Origin of the sequence: Paraburkholderia sp. BL27I4N3, from assembly GCF_003386115.1 — a bacterium.
Classification (GTDB): Bacteria; Pseudomonadota; Gammaproteobacteria; order Burkholderiales; family Burkholderiaceae; genus Paraburkholderia.
Window position 1 is genome coordinate 234,345 of the sequence record NZ_QREJ01000001.1, and the last position, 16,677, is coordinate 251,021.

The 16,677-nt window shown below is 63.8% G+C and carries 15 protein-coding genes, 1 pseudogene and 1 riboswitch; of the genes and pseudogenes, 5 read left to right on the plus strand and 11 right to left on the minus strand.

The genetic code is table 11. The features are described 5' to 3' along the window. Positions 1-1,239 carry an IS4 family transposase gene (locus B0G71_RS01070; RefSeq protein ID WP_309546281.1) on the minus strand — a complete coding sequence of 413 codons (1,239 nt, stop codon included), beginning with the start codon at positions 1,237-1,239 and terminating at the stop codon, positions 1-3. A gap of 99 nt (positions 1,240-1,338) precedes the next feature. Here B0G71_RS01070 and B0G71_RS01075 point away from each other — a divergent pair. After that, positions 1,339-1,605, plus strand: a pseudogene (locus B0G71_RS01075) (M48 family metalloprotease); the annotation flags it as partial. A 137-nt stretch (positions 1,606-1,742) separates the two neighbouring features. Here B0G71_RS01075 and lnt read toward each other — a convergent pair. The 7 genes from lnt to B0G71_RS01110 form a co-directional block, all read right to left on the minus strand. Beyond that, on the minus strand, positions 1,743-3,446 hold the full coding sequence (gene lnt, locus B0G71_RS01080; protein ID WP_116139180.1) for an apolipoprotein N-acyltransferase: 1,704 nt from the start codon (positions 3,444-3,446) through the stop codon (positions 1,743-1,745). A 60-nt stretch (positions 3,447-3,506) separates the two neighbouring features. Continuing rightward, positions 3,507-4,400 (minus strand): HlyC/CorC family transporter, encoded by an 894-nt coding sequence (locus B0G71_RS01085; RefSeq protein WP_116118260.1) that lies wholly within the window; start codon positions 4,398-4,400, stop codon positions 3,507-3,509. Positions 4,401-4,601: 201 nt separating this feature from the next. Then, positions 4,602-5,303, minus strand: coding sequence for a gamma-glutamylcyclotransferase (locus B0G71_RS01090; RefSeq protein ID WP_116139182.1), 702 nt, complete (start codon positions 5,301-5,303; stop codon positions 4,602-4,604). A 50-nt stretch (positions 5,304-5,353) separates the two neighbouring features. Further along, a complete protein-coding gene (gene ybeY, locus B0G71_RS01095) occupies positions 5,354-5,815 on the minus strand; it encodes an rRNA maturation RNase YbeY (RefSeq protein ID WP_116139184.1) in 462 nt (153 codons plus the stop codon). Positions 5,816-5,863: 48 nt separating this feature from the next. After that, on the minus strand, positions 5,864-6,937 hold the full coding sequence (locus B0G71_RS01100) for a PhoH family protein (RefSeq protein WP_106284036.1): 1,074 nt from the start codon (positions 6,935-6,937) through the stop codon (positions 5,864-5,866). Between the two features lie 59 nt (positions 6,938-6,996). Next, positions 6,997-8,370 (minus strand): tRNA (N6-isopentenyl adenosine(37)-C2)-methylthiotransferase MiaB, encoded by a 1,374-nt coding sequence (gene miaB, locus B0G71_RS01105; protein WP_116139186.1) that lies wholly within the window; start codon positions 8,368-8,370, stop codon positions 6,997-6,999. 151 nt (positions 8,371-8,521) lie between these two features. Beyond that, positions 8,522-9,505 (minus strand): LysR family transcriptional regulator, encoded by a 984-nt coding sequence (locus B0G71_RS01110; RefSeq protein WP_116139188.1) that lies wholly within the window; start codon positions 9,503-9,505, stop codon positions 8,522-8,524. A gap of 109 nt (positions 9,506-9,614) precedes the next feature. On the opposite strand from B0G71_RS01110, the gene B0G71_RS01115 reads away from it, so the two are divergent. The 4 genes from B0G71_RS01115 (at position 9,615) to ribB (ending at position 13,246) form a co-directional block, all read left to right on the plus strand. Then, complete coding sequence (locus tag B0G71_RS01115; protein ID WP_116139189.1) at positions 9,615-10,013, plus strand: VOC family protein; 399 nt, start codon at positions 9,615-9,617, stop codon at positions 10,011-10,013. A 16-nt stretch (positions 10,014-10,029) separates the two neighbouring features. After that, positions 10,030-11,196: an MFS transporter gene (locus tag B0G71_RS01120; RefSeq protein ID WP_116139191.1), complete on the plus strand. Its 1,167-nt coding sequence runs from the start codon at positions 10,030-10,032 to the stop codon at positions 11,194-11,196. A 188-nt stretch (positions 11,197-11,384) separates the two neighbouring features. Next, positions 11,385-12,074, plus strand: a complete 690-nt coding sequence (locus B0G71_RS01125) for a helix-turn-helix domain-containing protein (protein WP_116139193.1) — start codon at positions 11,385-11,387, stop codon at positions 12,072-12,074. 121 nt (positions 12,075-12,195) lie between these two features. Continuing rightward, positions 12,196-12,379, plus strand: a riboswitch (FMN riboswitch). 147 nt (positions 12,380-12,526) lie between these two features. Then, positions 12,527-13,246 carry a 3,4-dihydroxy-2-butanone-4-phosphate synthase gene (gene ribB / locus B0G71_RS01130; protein WP_116148253.1) on the plus strand — a complete coding sequence of 240 codons (720 nt, stop codon included), beginning with the start codon at positions 12,527-12,529 and terminating at the stop codon, positions 13,244-13,246. 171 nt (positions 13,247-13,417) lie between these two features. On the opposite strand, the gene B0G71_RS01135 is transcribed toward ribB, so the two are convergent. The 3 genes from B0G71_RS01135 to glpK all read right to left on the minus strand — a co-directional run bounded on the left by B0G71_RS01135 (position 13,418) and on the right by glpK (position 16,588). Next, on the minus strand, positions 13,418-14,104 hold the full coding sequence (locus B0G71_RS01135) for an HAD family hydrolase (RefSeq protein ID WP_116139195.1): 687 nt from the start codon (positions 14,102-14,104) through the stop codon (positions 13,418-13,420). A 176-nt stretch (positions 14,105-14,280) separates the two neighbouring features. After that, positions 14,281-14,994 (minus strand): MIP/aquaporin family protein, encoded by a 714-nt coding sequence (locus B0G71_RS01140; protein ID WP_116118251.1) that lies wholly within the window; start codon positions 14,992-14,994, stop codon positions 14,281-14,283. Positions 14,995-15,088: 94 nt separating this feature from the next. Next, complete coding sequence (glpK, locus tag B0G71_RS01145) at positions 15,089-16,588, minus strand: glycerol kinase GlpK (protein WP_116139196.1); 1,500 nt, start codon at positions 16,586-16,588, stop codon at positions 15,089-15,091. Positions 16,589-16,677 lie beyond the last annotated feature (89 nt).

The following is a 16,677-nucleotide window of genomic DNA, read 5'->3' on the forward strand; positions in this document are numbered from 1 at the left end:
TCAAGCAAGTTTGTACGCGAGATGGAAGTGGGGCTTGGCTTTTCGGGGTGGTCTTGGATAGGAGCGTGACGGCTGTATCCGGCATCGGGTCTGGCGGATCAGTTCCAGCACACCGGCGAGGCCGTCCAGGCAGCGCTGGATGCGCAGAAGACACGCGCCGAGGATGGGCTTGAGTGCGCCCAGTGCATACACCCGGTTAGGACGGCTGGCATGTCTGTCGTCGTGCGGCGCATCGAGATCGCTGAGCAGGGTGAACAGGTTGTCGGCGAGGATTTTTGCGCCGAAGTCCTGCTGTAACGCCAGGTAATCGAGGCCTGTGACGGCTTCCAGTCGCAGCCGGTGCTTGAGTCGTTTGAACGCTTCCTCGACCCGCCAGCGCTGATGATAGAGCGCGCCGAACGATGCCGCCGGATAACGCCCGCCATCGAGCAGCGAGGTCATCAGCATCCGCACGCGACCGCCCGGCGTGACGTCGCGGATCAGGCGAACAGTGGTGGGCGTACGCGCCAGTTCATAGTCGCGGGCATCCAGTTCGCCGGGCGCGTCCAGTGTCACCACACGCTCGGCTTTACCGCTGCGGGCAAAGGCGCTGACGCATTTCCAGTTACGCGCATCGACGCGCATGCAGAACGGGATTTCGCGCTGTGCGAGCGCCGCCACCATCGCGTTACCGATATAGCCGCGATCGAGCAGCAGCAGGTCGGTATGCGGTTGCAGCACATCGAGGGCTTCGAACAGCATCTGCCGCTCGCCGCCGTCGGCGGGATGAAGTGCAGCGTGCAGGGTCAGTTCGGAACCCGGCAGGAATAGCGCAAACGCGTAGTGATCGGCGCGCAGTTCATGGCCGCGACGCGTGCCCACACGCAGGCGGCTGCCATCAGCGGCGACCAGCCTCAGGCCGTGCCAGCGCATCGAATCGATATGGGGTTGGGCCAGCGAGATCAGGCGGGCGCGGGCCAGCTCGAACAGTTCGGCAGACACGCCCCGTCGCGCCTTGCTGAAGGCCTGTGCGCTCACAGCGCGGGTGCGCCCGCCGCGGCTTCCCAGTGCGCCGAATAGCGCGTCAAGTTCGGCCTGCACACTGGCGCACATGCCCGACATCATCAGCGCGGCCATGCGCGGCAAGGTCAGTGTGCGATTGCGGGTAAAGGCGGTGGGAGAACGACGCACGCGATCGGCGAGCGCCGGATCGAACAGGAATTCGGAGAACTCAGCCAGAAGCCTTGAGGACGCTGGTATTTGAGTTCATATCGTTGATTTATCAGTGAGTTATGCGATGAAGTTTACAGGGCTAACGCCCTGTATACAAGCCCTTCGAGGCTTAAGTTGAGAGCATTGGGGGTGGCGGGGGCGCTGTCCGGTTCGCAACTCGGCGATTTTTCGGAGAAGCTGATTAACGCGCAATTCTCGCAAACGCAGGAAAGCGCCGCGGACGATTATTCGTTCGACTTGCAGAAAAAGAAGAATCTCGATCCGTCCGGATTGGTGACGGCATTCAACAAGCTCGCCGCATTGGATGGCGGTAAATCGAGCATGTTGAGTTCGCATCCGGCTTCGCCGGCGCGTGCGCAGCATATTCAGCAGCGCATTGCTTCGAACCAGTAAATTTGATTCGGGCTAAAATGCGCGCCCGCGGTATTCCGCGGCGCGCGTTTTTTATGGCGGTGTTTCCCAGTGTCTCGATTCGCGCGCGCCGCTTTTATACAGGCGGCGCGCGGGATCGATGCGCTTGATCGCGCGGCTTAGTGCTTGCCGTTGCGCCGCCGCGTAATGCCCGGCCCGAACGCAAAGCCGAACGCCAACAGCAGCAACGAAACTGCCAGCACGGTGTTATTGCCACTCGTGATGTAAGGCGTGCTGCCCGTAGTTCCTTGCACGGTGATATCGAGCGAGCCGATCGTGTAAGGCGTCAGGCGTCCGATCACCTTGCCATTTGCGTCGATCGCGGCGGTCATGCCGGTGTTGGTCGCGCGCAGCATCGGGCGGCCGGTTTCCAGCGAGCGCATGCGCGCGATTTGCAGATGCTGATCGAGCGCGATCGTGTCGCCGAACCAGGCGAGGTTGGTCGAGTTGACCAGCACGCCGGCGGGCGTAGCGCTTTCGCGGATGGTCCGCGCAATCTCCTCGCCGAAAATGTCTTCGTAGCAGATGTCCACGGCGACCGGCTGGTTGTGCACCATGAACGGCTTCTGCACCGGCGCGCCACGGAAGAAATCGCCGAGCGGAATGCTCATCAGATTGACGAACCAGCGGAAGCCCCACGGCACGAATTCGCCGAACGGCACGAGATGGTGCTTGTCATAGCGATACACGTCGCGCGTGCCGGGCGTGACGCCGAACAGGCTGTTCGTATAGTCGATTACCTGGCCTTCCGGCGTGATCGTGCCGCCGATCGCGCCGAACAGAATCGCGCTGCCGGTCGCGTCCGAGAAGTTGCGCACCGCCGAGGCGAACGGCGCCGGCAACTGCTGCGCGAGCACCGGGATGGCGGTTTCCGGCGTGACGATCAGATCGGCCGGTTTCGAGGTGATCATCTGTTGAAACTGATCGATCGCGGCGCGCATGCCGGATTCCTCGAACTTCATTTCCTGTTTGACATTGCCCTGCAGCAGACGCACGGTCAGTGGCGCGTTGGCCGGCACCGTCCATTGCACGAGCGGCAGCAGCAGGCCGGCGGCGATTAGCGCCAGTGCGATCGCGCCCGGCACGGCGACGCGCGCCACGCCCGCTTGCGCGCCGTTATTGCCGGTGTTGCCGGCCCGGCTTTGCTTGCGCGAGGAGAGGAACGCGAGCAAAGCCTGCACGATTAGCGCGGCCACCAGCGCCAGCATCCAGCCGACACCGTACACACCTGCCACCGGCGCAAAGCCGGCAAACGGACCGTCCACCTGAGCGTAACCGCTCGCCAGCCACGGAAAGCCTGTGAACACCGTGCCGCGCAACCATTCGCCGATCGCCCACGCGCTCGCGAACGCTAGCGCACCGTGCCAGGTCGGCGAGAAGGGCGTGTCGTCGGCGGCCGCGCCGTTGCGCGCGTGTCCGGCGCAGAACGACCAGACGCCCGCCGCCAACGCCGGATATATCGCCAGATACAGCGAGAACACCACGACGGCCGCGCCGGCGAGCGGCGCCGCCATGCCGCCGTAAAAATGCATGCTGACGTAGAGCCACCACACGCCGGTCACAAAATTACCGAAGCCGAATGCGCCGCCCGTCAGCGCCGCGCTTTTCCAGCCGGTGCTGCGTGTGAGCCAGGCGAAGAAGAACGCGAAGATCGCGAGTTCGAGCCAGCCGCCGTGCGGCGTCGGCGCGAACGAGAGCGTATTGGCCGCGCCCGCGGCCAGCGCGACCAGGTAATGCCAGCGCGGCAGCGTGCGGCCAAGGGTTTGCTGGGCGGCAGAAGCGCTCACGCTGCGGCGCGAACGGGAAGTCATCGGGTCGGCCATTGTTGCGCGGTCGGCGTGAGGAGTTGGAGAGGCGGGAACAAGACCCAGCGAAAAGTGGGATCAGGTCTGCACGTGCTGCGCTTCGCGCTCGCGCTGGCCCGCGAGCGGATCGCGGCGCACCAGCAGCATGTGAATCTGGCGGGCATCGCCGCGCAGAATCTCGAAGATCAGATCGTCGAGGCGGACTTTTTCGCCACGATGCGGCACCCGTCCGAAGTGATGCGTGACGAGCCCGCCGATCGTGTCGACTTCATCGTCCGAATAGTGCGTGCCGAAGGCCTCGTTGAACTGTTCGATTTCGGTCAGCGCGCGCACGCGGAAACGTCCGTCCGGCGAGGCGATGATATTGCCGCTTTCCTCGTCGAAATCGTATTCGTCTTCAATATCGCCGACGATCTGTTCCAGCACGTCTTCGATCGTGATCAGGCCGGCCACGCCGCCGTATTCGTCGACCACCACCGCGAGGTGATTGCGATTCACACGGAAGTCGTGCAGCAGCACGTTCAGGCGCTTCGATTCGGGGATGAACACGGCGGGGCGCAGCATGCCGCGCACGTCGAACTCTTCTTCGGCGTAATAGCGCAGCAGGTCTTTGGCGAGCAGCACACCGATGATGTTGTCGCGATTGCCCTCGTAGACCGGATAGCGCGAGTGCGCTTTTTCCAGCACGTAGGGGATGAATTCGGCGGGATTCTCCGCGATATTGATCGCGTCCATTTGCGCCCGCGGCACCATGATGTCGCGCGCGCTGAGTTCGGACACCTGGAATACGCCTTCAATCATCGACAGCGAGTCGGCGTCGATCAGGTTGCGCTCGTGCGCATCCTGCAGAATTTCCAGAAGTTCGGCGCGCGAGTCGGGCTCGGGCGAGATGAAGTCGGTCAGACGCTCGAGGAGTGAGCGCTTTTCCTGCGGTTTGTCGAGTTCGCGTCGACTGGGATACGTGTCGTTCATGGTAGTGCGCCCGGCAAGACTGGGCGCGCTGTTGCAGAGCATTAAGGATACACCAGGCACATGGCAGGACCGTGTCCCGCCCGGCTGGGCGATGAGTGAAGCTGGGGTGAAGCGGCTCCGCCGTGAGGACGGGCGTGGGTCAATCCTAACTGATTACGCGCGGAAAAGCGTTTTCGGGAAAAAAAGCGCCGCTCGCCGCGGTTATTTCTGGTCTGCTTTCTGGCCCGCTTTCACGTTCGCTTCGCGGCTTTCCTCGCGGCACCGTTCGAGCAGCGCTTCGAGCGCGCGGTCGGGCATGCCGCTCTCACGCAGTGCATGGACCGTCCGGCTGACGTAGTCGAGCGTGGTGCCGTAGCGCCCGCTCGCGCAGCCGAACACGGTTTTGACAATTTCGTCGCGCAGCTTGCCGGTGTAGCTCGGCACGTCGCGGCGCATGACGAAGGCGAGTGCGTAGACGCGCCGGCCGTCGGCGAGCACGCACGGCAGCCACGCCGGCCGATACGAGCCCATCGCCATTTCGCGACGCCAGAGCGCTTCGAGATGCGGCAACGAGCCTTCGGCCGCGAGCCGGAATGCGATGCCGGTGCACGAGCCGCCGCGATCGAGCGCCAGCACGAGTCCGGGCTGTTCGGGCGTGCCGCGATTCACGCGCGACCATAGATAGAGCCCGCGGTGATAGCCGTGGACTTTGGAGCGGGTGGCTTCGACGGTAGGAAGGCCGGGATTCCAGATCAGCGACCCGTAGCCGAAGAGCCAAAGGTCGCTTTTGCGGTCCCAGTCGCGCAACGTGCAGTCGAGCGACGCGCGCAACTCCTCGTCCGTCAGAAGCCGCGATTCGCCGAGCGCCGGCGGATAGTCCGGGCACGGTGTTCGGGTGTCGGCTTCAGGAGAAGAGAGGCTCACGATGGTTTTGAACAGATTTTGGACGTTGACGACGCGCGGGTGATCGACGCCTACCGGTACGGATCGGGAAAGCCGAGCTTGCCGAGGATTTCCGTTTCGATGGCTTCCATTTCCTCGGCTTCTTCCTCGACTTCGTGGTCGTAGCCCTGGGCGTGGAGCGTGCCGTGCACGAGCAGATGCGCGTAGTGCGCAATGAGCGGCTTGCCCTGTTCGGCGGCTTCTTTCTCGACCACCGGACAGCACAGGATCAGGTCGCCCGTCACGGGATCGTCTTCCGATTCGGCGTAGGCGAAGGTCAGCACGTTGGTCGAGTAATCCTTGCCGCGATAGGTGCGGTTCAGCGTGCGGCCTTCTTCGGCATCGACGAAACGCACCGTCAGTTCGCCGTCCGCGAAGAGCGCCGCCTTGATCCAGCCGGCCACGGTGGCGCGCGGCAGCAGCGCCTTGTGTTGCGGCCAGGTCTTGGCGGCGGGGAATTGCAGATTCAACGTCAGTTTCGGGGCGCGGCTCATGCGGTGTCGTTTTAATGCTTTCGTTGCGTTCTTTATAGCTGCGGGCGCTTAGCGCGAATCCGCCGGACTGGCGGTTTTCTGCGAATGCGCATCGTACGCCTCCACAATTCGCGCGACCAGCGGATGCCGCACCACGTCCGCGCTGGTAAAGCGTGTCAGCGCGATGCCGCGCACATCGGCCAGCACCTGCTGCGCTTCGATCAGCCCGCTCTTGTGGCCGCGCGGCAAGTCGACCTGAGTCGTGTCGCCGGTGACCACCGCTTTCGAGCCGAAGCCGATCCGCGTGAGGAACATCTTCATCTGTTCGGGCGTGGTGTTCTGCGCCTCGTCGAGGATGATGAACGCGTGGTTCAGCGTGCGGCCGCGCATGTAGGCGAGCGGCGCGATTTCGATCATTTGCCGCTCGAACATCTTGGCGGTCTTGTCGAAGCCGAGCAGATCGTACAGCGCGTCGTACAAAGGACGCAGATACGGATCGACCTTTTGCGCCAGATCGCCCGGCAGGAAGCCGAGACGCTCGCCCGCTTCGACAGCCGGACGCGTCAGCACGATGCGTTTGACCTGATCGCGTTCGAGCGCGTCCACCGCGCAAGCCACCGCGAGATAGGTCTTGCCGGTGCCGGCCGGGCCGATGCCGAAGGTCACGTCGTGCGAGATGATCTGCTTCAGATACTCGCGCTGCGCCGGCGTACGGCCGCGCAGGTCGGCGCGCCGTGTGTACAGCTTCGGGCCGAGTTCTTCGATATCGTCGTCGCCGGCGTCGGCGGGCTCGTCGAACGGATGATCCGGATTGCCGGGGAAACGCGGGTCCAGCGCTTCCGTGCCGTGGCCGTTGCCGTTCGTGCGACGTCGTGCCGGCTGACGCACTTCAACGAGCGCGAGCTGGATATCGTCTACCGACAGTGGCTTCTGCGAGTTGTCGTAGAACTTTTCGAGCGCGGTGAGCGCGAGTTTCGCGCCGCGCCCGCGAATCGTGATGCGGTGGCCACGGCGTTGCAGCGTTACGTCGAGCGCCTGCTCGATCTGGCGCAGATTCTCGTCGAGCGGGCCGCAGAGGTTGGCGAGCCGCGCGTTGTCTTCGCGCGGTGCGGTGAATTCCAGATGCTGCTGAGTGGTCTTCAAGGCGGTGGGTCGATCCTGTCGGTTTCGATACGCGGGTTGGCGTCGTGGTTTTGCGTCGCTTAGTGGGTCGTGGCCGGAGCGTCATCATGAACTAGCACGAGCTCGCCACGTAGCGAATGTGGGTACGCTTTGACGATTTTCACGTCGACCATCTGGCCGATCAGCCTGGCGTGCGACGCGACCGGCGCCGGGAAATTCACCACGCGGTTGTTCTCGGTGCGGCCGGCGAGTTCGTTCGGATCCTTGCGGGCCGGGCGCTCGACCAGTATGCGCTCGATCTTGCCGACCATCGAATCGCTGATGCGCTGCACGTTTTCCTCGATGGTGGCCTGCAAATGTTGCAGACGCCTGAGCTTCACTTCGCGCGGCGTGTCGTCGTGCAGATTCGCGGCCGGCGTGCCGGGACGCGGACTGTAGATGAACGAGAAGCTGGTGTCGTACTTCATTTCGTGCACGAGCGCCATCATCTTGTCGAAGTCTTCTTCCGTCTCGCCGGGGAAGCCGACGATCATGTCCGTGGAGAGCGACAGGTCGGGGCGGATCGCGCGCAGCTTGCGGATCACGGACTTGTATTCGAGCACCGTATAGCCGCGCTTCATGGCCATCAGGATGCGGTCCGAGCCGTGCTGCACCGGCAAATGCAGGTGGCTGACGAGCTTCGGCACTTTCGCGTAGGTGTCGATCAGGCGCTGCGTGAATTCCTTCGGATGCGACGTGGTATAGCGAATCCGTTCGATGCCCGGAATATCCGCGACGTATTCGATCAACTGGGCGAAGTCGGCGATTTCTGCCGAACCGAGTGTGAGACCGGCGCGGTAAGCGTTCACGTTCTGGCCGAGCAGCGTGACTTCGCGCACGCCCTGATCGGCGAGGCCTGCGATTTCGGTCAGCACGTCGTCCAGCGGACGCGACACTTCTTCGCCGCGCGTGTACGGCACGACGCAATAGCTGCAGTACTTGCTGCAACCTTCCATGATCGACACGAACGCGCTCGGGCCGTCGACGCGCGCCGGCGGCAGGTGATCGAACTTTTCGATTTCCGGGAACGAGATGTCCACTTGCGCGCGGCCGCTTTCGCGGCGCTTGTCGATCATTTGCGGCAGACGGTGCAGTGTTTGCGGGCCGAACACCAGATCGACGTATGGCGCGCGCGACACGATTGCCGCGCCTTCCTGGCTCGCCACGCAGCCGCCCACACCGATGATCAGATTCGGATTCGCTTCCTTCAACTCGCGCACGCGGCCGAGGTCGGAGAACACTTTTTCCTGCGCCTTTTCGCGCACCGAGCACGTGTTGAACAGAATGACGTCCGCGTCTTCCGGCGTGTCGGTCTTGACGAGGCCTTCAGCCGCGCCGAGTACGTCGACCATCTTGTCGGAGTCGTACTCGTTCATCTGGCAGCCAAAGGTCTTTACATAAACTTTCTTGGTCATTGAATTTCGCCGGTCGCAGTGGTTAACCTGGGGGCGTCGTTTAAAAAGGTGAAGAGGGCGAAACGTGCGAGCGGGCCGCGGGGCGGCGCTTATTTGCCGTCATGGGCCGCCGTGGGCAGCTTTCGGGGCACGTTTGCAGCGTAGCTCATTATTATAGCCCTTCGCGCGATGCGGTTTCCCCGGCCGCCTCGCCGTATGCAAGCTCCGGCGGCAAGCCCAGCAGGCCTTCCAGTTCGTCCGACACCTGCGCGAAACGCTCGCTCAGAAAATCCAGCAACACGCGCACGCGCGGCGCCATGAAGCGGTTGCGATGGTAGAGCGCGTGCAGCGGCGCATCTGGATAACGCCATTCGGGCAGCAGGATCTTCAGGCCGTCGGCGCGCAGGTCGGCTTCCACGTCCCACATCGACTTGATCGCGATGCCATAACCGCGCAGCGCCCATTCGCGGGCGACCGCGCCGTCGTTGGTTTCGCGGGCGGTTTCGAACGGCACGGTGTAGTGCTGTACCTCGTCGCCGCGCGTGAAGCGCCACTCGTTCGCCAGCCCAGCGGCGGTGGCCAACACGATGCAGTCGAAATTGGCCAGATCGTGCGGATCTTTCGGTTCGCCCTTGCGCGCGATGTAGTCCGGCGACGCGCACAGCACGCGCCGGTTCGGCGCCAGCTTGCGGGCGACCAGCGAACTGTCCTGGGGCACGCCGAAGCGGATCGCCAGATCGATGTCCTCCTGCACCAGATTCGCCAGCGAGTCCGACAGCGTGAGCGCGAAGGTCACTTCCGGATACAACGCGTTGAATTCGTCGAGCCAGTGCATCAGCAGATTGCGGCCGAAGTCCGAGGTCGCCGACACCCGCACCTTGCCGCGCACGACACCTTGGCCGGCTTGCAGGGCCGCTTCGGCGTCGTCGAGCGATTGCAGCGCCTGACGGCAGCAGTTCAGGTAGAGGCGGCCTTCGTCAGTGAGCCTGAGTTGACGGGTGGTGCGCTCGAACAGGCGCGCTTTGAGGCCGGCTTCGAGCTTGGCAAGGCGCGCGCTGGCGGCGGCCGGCGTCAGTCCCAGCTTGCGGCCCGCGGCCGACAGGCTGCCCTGCTGCGCCGCTTCGACGAACAGGCGGATGTCACCGAGGTTGTCCATGACGAATCTTTCAAATGAGATTTGAAAATGCTTCAAATGCTACGCCAATTATCAAATTGACACGCAGCCCCGACAATGCGCTCATGGAAAACCCTGGGGCCGCCACGCCATGCAACTCGATCACGCGACCATCGTCACTGCCGACCTCGACACGGCCCGACGTTTTTTCGTCGACGTCGCCGGGCTGACCCAAGGCGCCCGGCCGCCGTTTTCGATTGATGGCTACTGGCTGTACGCGAACGGCCGGCCGCTGATTCACCTGATCGACGCGACAGCGCCCGCCGCGGGTGGCAGGACGACGCCGCGCATCGACCACATCGCCTTCCGGCTGGAGAGCGCCGCCGAATGGCAGGCGCTGCTCGGCCGCCTACACGCACACGGCGTCGACTTTCAAACCGCGCGCGTGCCGCAGATGGGACCGCAAGAGGCACAGGCGCAACTGTTCGTGGCGCTCGCGCCGGGCGTCGTCGTCGAATTCGTGACCGCGCTGCATCACGCTCAAATTTAGAACCTGGAGAAGAAAAATGCCCATTCCATTACTCGCGCTGGCGATCAGCGCATTCGCAATCGGCACGACAGAGTTCGTGATCATGGGCTTGCTGCCCGAGGTCGCGCACGATCTGACGGTGTCGATTCCGTCGGCGGGATTGCTGGTGAGCGGCTACGCGCTCGGCGTCGCGGTCGGCGCGCCGCTGCTCGCGGTAGTGACCAGCAAGATGCCGCGCAAGCTGGCGTTGCAGTTGCTGATGGGCGTGTTTATCGTCGGCAATACGCTGTGCGCGGTCGCGTCCAGCTATTCCGTGCTGATGATAGCGCGCGTGGTGACCTCGTTCGCGCACGGTTCGTTCTTCGGGATCGGCGCGGTGGTGGCGGCTTCGCTCGTGCCGGCCGAAAAGCGCGCCAGCGCGATTGCGCTCATGTTCACCGGACTGACGCTCGCGAACGTGCTCGGCGTGCCGTTCGGCACGTTCGTCGGCCAGGAGTTCGGCTGGCGCGCGGCGTTCTGGATTGTCAGCGCGTTCGGCGTGCTGTCGCTCGCGGGCGTCACGGCGCTGGTGCCGAATCGTCATGACGCAGGTCCGGTCGGCCTCGGTCACGAAGTGCGCGTGTTGAAGGATCCGCAAGTCTGGACCGCGCTCGCGATGACGGTGCTCGGCTTCGGCGGCGTGTTCGTCGTGTTCACCTATATCGCGCCGATTCTCGAGCAGGTGAGCGGCTTCTCGCCGCGCGGCGTCACGCTGATCCTGGTGTTGTTCGGCGTGGGTCTGACTATCGGCAATACGATCGGCGGCAAGCTGGCGGACCGTGCGCTGATGCCGTCGCTGATGGGCATTCTGGTGGCGCTCGCGGTGGTGATGGCGATCTTCGCGCGCACCAGCCATTCGCAGGTGGCCGCGGCGATCACGATCTTCGTATGGGGCATTGCCGCGTTCGCCACGGTGCCGCCGTTGCAGATGCGCGTAGTCGAGAAAGCGGCCGCGGCGCCGAATCTGGCCTCGACGCTGAATATCGGTGCGTTCAACGTCGGCAATGCGGGCGGCGCGTGGCTCGGCGGTCTGGTGATCAATCACGGCCATTCGCTCGATACCTTGCCGTGGGTGGCGGCAGCGGTCAGCGTGGCGGCGTTGCTGTTGACGTGGTTCGCGGCGCGCACGGATGCGCCGGCGACGACGGTGGCGCAGCGGGCGTGAGAACGCACGAGGCCGTGAACCGCCCGCGCCTGCGCCCTTATGAATAATTCGCACAAGCATTGCGGAAAACGTCCTCCGCAATGCTGATAACAGTGTGAAGATAACTTCGTTGGGGGTGGCGCGGCACGATGCTATCTTGCTTCCACTAACCGTTTGCCCGCCGTCCGGCGGCGCTCCTGGAGGCAATCATGCATTCCCCGCTTGCGCTGGTTCGTGATCCCACGGCTGACACCGATACGTCGCCGCGTGCCGCTGAACCCTTCGATGCACTTGAACATCTGGTCGGCGTGAATCTCGCCCGTTTGCGCGCCGAGCGGCAACTGTCGCTCGACGCTTTGGCTCGCGCGTCCGGCGTCTCTCGCGCCATGCTCGCGCAGATCGAGTCGGCGCGCAGCGTGCCGTCCATCAAGGTGCTGTGCAAGGTGGCGGCGGCGTTGAAGGTGTCGGTGGCGGCTTTCTTGCGCCGTCACGCGACCAACGGCTTCGAGCATTTGCCGGCGGAGCGTTCGTCGCGTGTCGTCAGTTCGAACGGACGCTATTCGGCCCGGCCGCTTTATCCCGACGCCGAGCCGACCGCCGCGGAGTTTCACGAATTGCGTATCGCGCCGCTGCACACCGAAGCCGGTACGCGGCGCGCGCCTGGCACCACGGTGAATCTGGTGGTGAGCGAAGGCACGCTGGAGGTCAGCGTCCACGATCAACGCCAGTTGCTGGCCACGGGCGACGCGATCGTGTTCGACGCCGACCAGCCGCATAGCCTGCGCAATCCTGGCGACACGGAAGCGCGCGCGTTTCGCGTGACGTTGAAAGCGGAGACGCCGCCGCGCTGGGACGTTCAAGCGCACCACGAGCCGGCGCGCGAGGCCGCGCCGGTTTGATCATCCGTATCGTGACAGACGGATGTGCTCCGAGTCGGAGATCTCCGTCTGACGAGCAGGGTTGCGCTGCAGGTGCGGCGCGACTGCTGTATGCTTTGCCAGCCGGTCGATCCGGCAATCAGTGCGTCTTCAGGGCGGGGCGAAATTCCCCACCGGCGGTATGCCGGCAACGCGAAAGCGTGAGCCGGTGAGCCCGCGAGCGCCCACGTAGTCCGGTCTTCCGAACAGGAAAGACTGAAGTGGGGTCAGCAGATCTGGTGAGAAGCCAGAGCCGACGGTTAGAGTCCGGATGGAAGAAGATGTGCAGATAGTCATGTTCGTTTCCGTGGCGCCGCTTGCAGGTCGAGGCGGTGCGCGAGCGTCGCTTCGCGCGGCGTTCAACGGCGCGTCTTTGTCTGTTTGCAATGCCCTGAAACGTTTCTCGCCCAACTTTTGCGATGAGCGTTTCAATCATGACCTTTGCTACTTTCCCTGCCCCGTCGACGATTGCGGATAGCGCATTCCTCGACCTCCCGCTGCTCGCCACCGAAGCCGTTCCGCCGAGTATCGCCGCCGCCTTGCAAGCCATGCGCGATGGCCGCGCCGTCGTTCTGCAAGACGATCACGACCGTGAGAACGAAGCCGATCTGATCGTGTCCGCCGAGCGTCTGTCCGTCGAAACCATGGCGTTGCTGATCCGCGAATGCAGCGGCATCGTCTGCCTGTGTTTGCCCGACGAGAAGATCCGCGCGCTCGAACTGCCGCCCATGTCCGTCAACAACGAAAGCCGTCACGGCACCGCGTTCACGGTCTCGATCGAAGCACGCGACGGCGTGACTACCGGCGTCTCCGCGCTCGATCGCGTGACGACGATTCGTGCCGCGATCGCCGACACGGCGAAGCCCGCCGATATCGTGCGTCCTGGTCACGTGTTCCCGCTGCGTGCGCAACCCGGCGGCGTGCTGGCGCGTCGCGGCCACACCGAAGGCACGGTCGATCTCGCGATTCTGGCGGGCCTGAAGCCGGCCGGCGTGCTGTGCGAACTGATGAACCCGGACGGCACGATGACGCGCGGCGCCGATGTGGAGCGCTTCGCCGCGCAACACAATCTGCCGATGCTGACCATCGCCGAGCTGGTGGAGTTTCGTCAGGCGCTGGCGCAGGCGCGCGAGTGCGTGGCTGACGAGGTGTGACTCCTGTGCGCGCGTGAGGTGACGCGCGCATTCGCTACCGCGTAGATGCAAAAAAGCCGGCAAGCTTGAATTGCCGGCTTTTCCTATCGCCGCGTAACGGTTACGGTTGCACGCCGGCGAATTCGCCATGAACGCCGGCATTGCAGCCGGCTTGTCCGTTAGCCGCCACTGCTACGACTGCACGTCGCCGAACTCGCCGCGTACGCCGGCTTCGACCAGCGCGGGCAACTCGTCCATATGCTGCATGATCCGCGTCATGCCCATTTTGCGCAGCGCGTCCGCGTAGCCATCGGGAATATGGCTCGCGCCGACGAAAGCGATCGTCTTCATGCCCGCCGCGCGCGCGGCGTTCAAACCCGCCACGCTGTCTTCCACCACCACACATCGCGACGGTTCCACGCCCAGCGTTTTCGCGGCGAACAGATACACATCGGGATAGGGCTTCGGCCGCGCCACCTGTTCCGCGCTGAAAATGCGTTCGCCGAAAATCTGCTGCAAACCCGCGCGCCGCACCGACGCATTCACGCGCGCCATCCGGCTGTTCGACACGACGGCGGCCGGCAACGTGACGCGTTGCAACGCGTCGCGCACACCGTTGATCGGGCTCAGCGAAGCCGCGAGTTCGAGCTCGACGTTGTGTTCGATGGTGTCGAAAAAATTCACGGGCAGCGTGATATCGAACGACTTCTCGATGCCTTCGAGAAAGCGCGACGTTTGCTGACCAAAGGCCGTCTTGACGATGGGTTCGAAGTCGAGGCCGGGGAACGTGGCGGTCAGCGTTTCGAGCATCACGCGGTCAGCGATGATTTCGCTGTCGACGAGGACGCCGTCGCAGTCACAAATGAGGTGGTCGATCATGCCTAGAAACGGAAAGCGAAGCGCATGGGCAAGGCAATTGCAAGCGCATGCGCGGTAAGTGAAAGCGTCATGATACGTGCTTTGGCGGCGCCTGAGCGGCGCCGCTGCTTTCCGTGACGTCTTTGCTCAGGCGCACCGTGACATACGCCTAGTGAGCCCCACCTACGCCGCGCGGATCAATGCACGTGCAGATACAGATACAGACACGCCGCCGCCGCGCCACCCAGCAACGGACCGCAAACCGGAATCCACGCATAGTGCCAGTCGCTGTCGCGCTTGCCCGGAATCGGCAGCAGCGCGTGCATCAAACGCGGCGACAGATCGCGAGCGGGACTCATCGCGTAACCGGTCGGGCCGCCGAGCGAGATGCCGATGCCGAGAACCAGCAGACCGACCGGCAGTGCGTCGAGCGCACCGAGACCGACTTGCGGCGAAGCCAGATACAGCACGCCCAGGATCAGCACGAATGTGGCGATCATTTCGGTGAGCAGGTTGTGCGGCACGCTGCGAATCGCGGGCGAGGTGCAGAACACGCCGAGCTTCACGTCGGCGTCGGCTTCTTTGGCGAAGTGCTGGCGATACGCCATCCATACGAGCAGCGCGCCCGCCATGCCGCCGAGCATTTGCGCCGCGATATAGCCGGGCACTTTGGCCCAGGCGAATTTGCCGGCCAGCGCGAGGCTGATGGTCACGACGGGATTCAGGTGAGCGCCGCTGAACGACGCAGTGACGTAGACGGCGATGAACACGGCCATCGCCCAGCCCATGACGATCACGATCAGGTCCGCGCCTTTGCCTTTGGTGCGCGCGAGCAGCACGTTGGCGACGGCGCCGTCGCCGAGCAGCACCACGAGTGCTGTGCCGATGAATTCAGCAATGTAAGGAGACATCGTTGGGTATCCGAAATATAGTTATGCGGGAAGCCGCGGGATAAGCGGCTGCCTTATAGTCGATATCGTTGAAGGAAGGTGTTGGAAGATGCGCTCAGGGCGTGTCGGCCCAGGCCTTCGCGGCGCGAATCGCGCGCTGCCAGCCGTCGAGACATTGCTTGACCTCGGCGTGCGGCAAGGCAGGCGTGAAGCGGCGATCGAGCTTCCACTGGCTTTGTAGTTCGTCGACGTCTTTCCAGTAACCCACCGCGAGTCCGGCGAGATATGCCGCGCCCAATGCGGTGGTTTCCGCCACTTTGGGGCGCACCGCGTCGACGCCGAGAATGTCCGCCTGGAACTGCATCAGCAGATTGTTCGCGCAGGCGCCGCCGTCCACCCGCAATTCGCCGATGCGAATGCCGGAGTCGGCTTCCATCGCCTTCAGCACGTCGAGCGATTGATAGGCGATCGAGTCGAGCGCGGCGCGCGCGATATGCGCCGATGACGTGCCGCGCGTCACGCCGAACAGCGTGCCGCGCGCGCGCGCATTCCAGTGCGGCGCGCCCAGGCCGGCGAAGGCGGGCACCAGATACACGCCGTCGCAATGCGGCACGCTGCGCGCCAGCGTTTCGATTTCAGCGGCGTTCTTGATGATGCCGAGGCCGTCGCGCAGCCATTGCACCACGGCGCCGCCGATGAAGATGCTGCCTTCGAGCGCGTAATTGATCTGATCGCCGATCTGCCACGCAATCGTGGTGACGAGATTGTTCTTCGATTCGATCGGCTTGTCGCCGGTGTTCATCACGAGGAAGCAGCCGGTGCCGTAGGTGTTCTTCACCATGCCCGATTCCGTGCACATCTGGCCGAAGAGGGCGGCGTGCTGATCGCCGGCAATGCCCGCGAGCGGAATCTTCGAGGCGAACACGGTGGTCTTGGTCGGCCCGTACACTTCCGACGAAGGCCGCACCTCCGGCAGCATGCTGCGCGGAATATCGAGCGCTTCGAGCAACTCGTCGTCCCACTTCAGCGAATGGATGTTGAAGAGCATCGTGCGCGATGCGTTGGTGACGTCGGTGACGTGCAGGCCGCCTTTGGTGAAATTCCACACGAGCCAACTGTCGACGGTGCCGAATGCGAGGCGGCCCTGTTTGGCCTTTTCGCGCGCGCCTTCGACGTTGTCGAGAATCCAGCGGATCTTGGTCGCCGAGAAGTACGAGTCGATCGGCAAGCCGGTTTTGGCGCGGACCTTTTCTTCGAGCCCTTGCTCTTTGAGCTGGTCGCAGAAGTCGGCGGTGCGGCGGTCTTGCCAAACGATCGCGTTATAGATCGGATGGCCGGTTTCGCGATCCCACACGATGGTGGTCTCGCGCTGATTGGTGATGCCGATCGCGGCGATCGAAGTGCCGTTCATGCCGGCACGCGTCACGGCTTCGGCGGCGACGCCCGCCTGGGTCGACCAGATTTCCTGCGGGTCGTGTTCGACCCAGCCCGGACGCGGATAGATCTGCTGGAATTCCTTTTGCGCGATCGACACGATATTGCCGAGCCGGTCGAACAGCATCGCGCGCGAGCTGGTGGTGCCTTGGTCAAGCGCGAGGATGTACTGGTCCTGCATTGTCTCTTCTCCATGCGTTTTATGAATCGCCGGACGGATAGCCGGCGACGGGAACGGCTTCTAGTTTTGCGCGGGCAGCAACACGTGCG

Coding starts and splice junctions, on each gene's coding strand:
- B0G71_RS01115 (WP_116139189.1), top strand. CDS start 9,615: ATGCAACTCGATCACGCGACCATCGTCACTGCCGACCTCGACACGGCC.
- B0G71_RS01085 (WP_116118260.1), bottom strand. CDS start 4,400: ATGAACGACACGTATCCCAGTCGACGCGAACTCGACAAACCGCAGGAA.
- B0G71_RS01110 (WP_116139188.1), bottom strand. CDS start 9,505: ATGGACAACCTCGGTGACATCCGCCTGTTCGTCGAAGCGGCGCAGCAG.
- ribB (WP_116148253.1), top strand. CDS start 12,527: ATGACCTTTGCTACTTTCCCTGCCCCGTCGACGATTGCGGATAGCGCA.
- B0G71_RS01120 (WP_116139191.1), top strand. CDS start 10,030: ATGCCCATTCCATTACTCGCGCTGGCGATCAGCGCATTCGCAATCGGC.
- B0G71_RS01125 (WP_116139193.1), top strand. CDS start 11,385: ATGCATTCCCCGCTTGCGCTGGTTCGTGATCCCACGGCTGACACCGAT.
- glpK (WP_116139196.1), bottom strand. CDS start 16,588: ATGCAGGACCAGTACATCCTCGCGCTTGACCAAGGCACCACCAGCTCG.
- B0G71_RS01140 (WP_116118251.1), bottom strand. CDS start 14,994: ATGTCTCCTTACATTGCTGAATTCATCGGCACAGCACTCGTGGTGCTG.
- B0G71_RS01135 (WP_116139195.1), bottom strand. CDS start 14,104: ATGATCGACCACCTCATTTGTGACTGCGACGGCGTCCTCGTCGACAGC.
- miaB (WP_116139186.1), bottom strand. CDS start 8,370: ATGACCAAGAAAGTTTATGTAAAGACCTTTGGCTGCCAGATGAACGAG.
- lnt (WP_116139180.1), bottom strand. CDS start 3,446: ATGGCCGACCCGATGACTTCCCGTTCGCGCCGCAGCGTGAGCGCTTCT.
- ybeY (WP_116139184.1), bottom strand. CDS start 5,815: ATGAGCCGCGCCCCGAAACTGACGTTGAATCTGCAATTCCCCGCCGCC.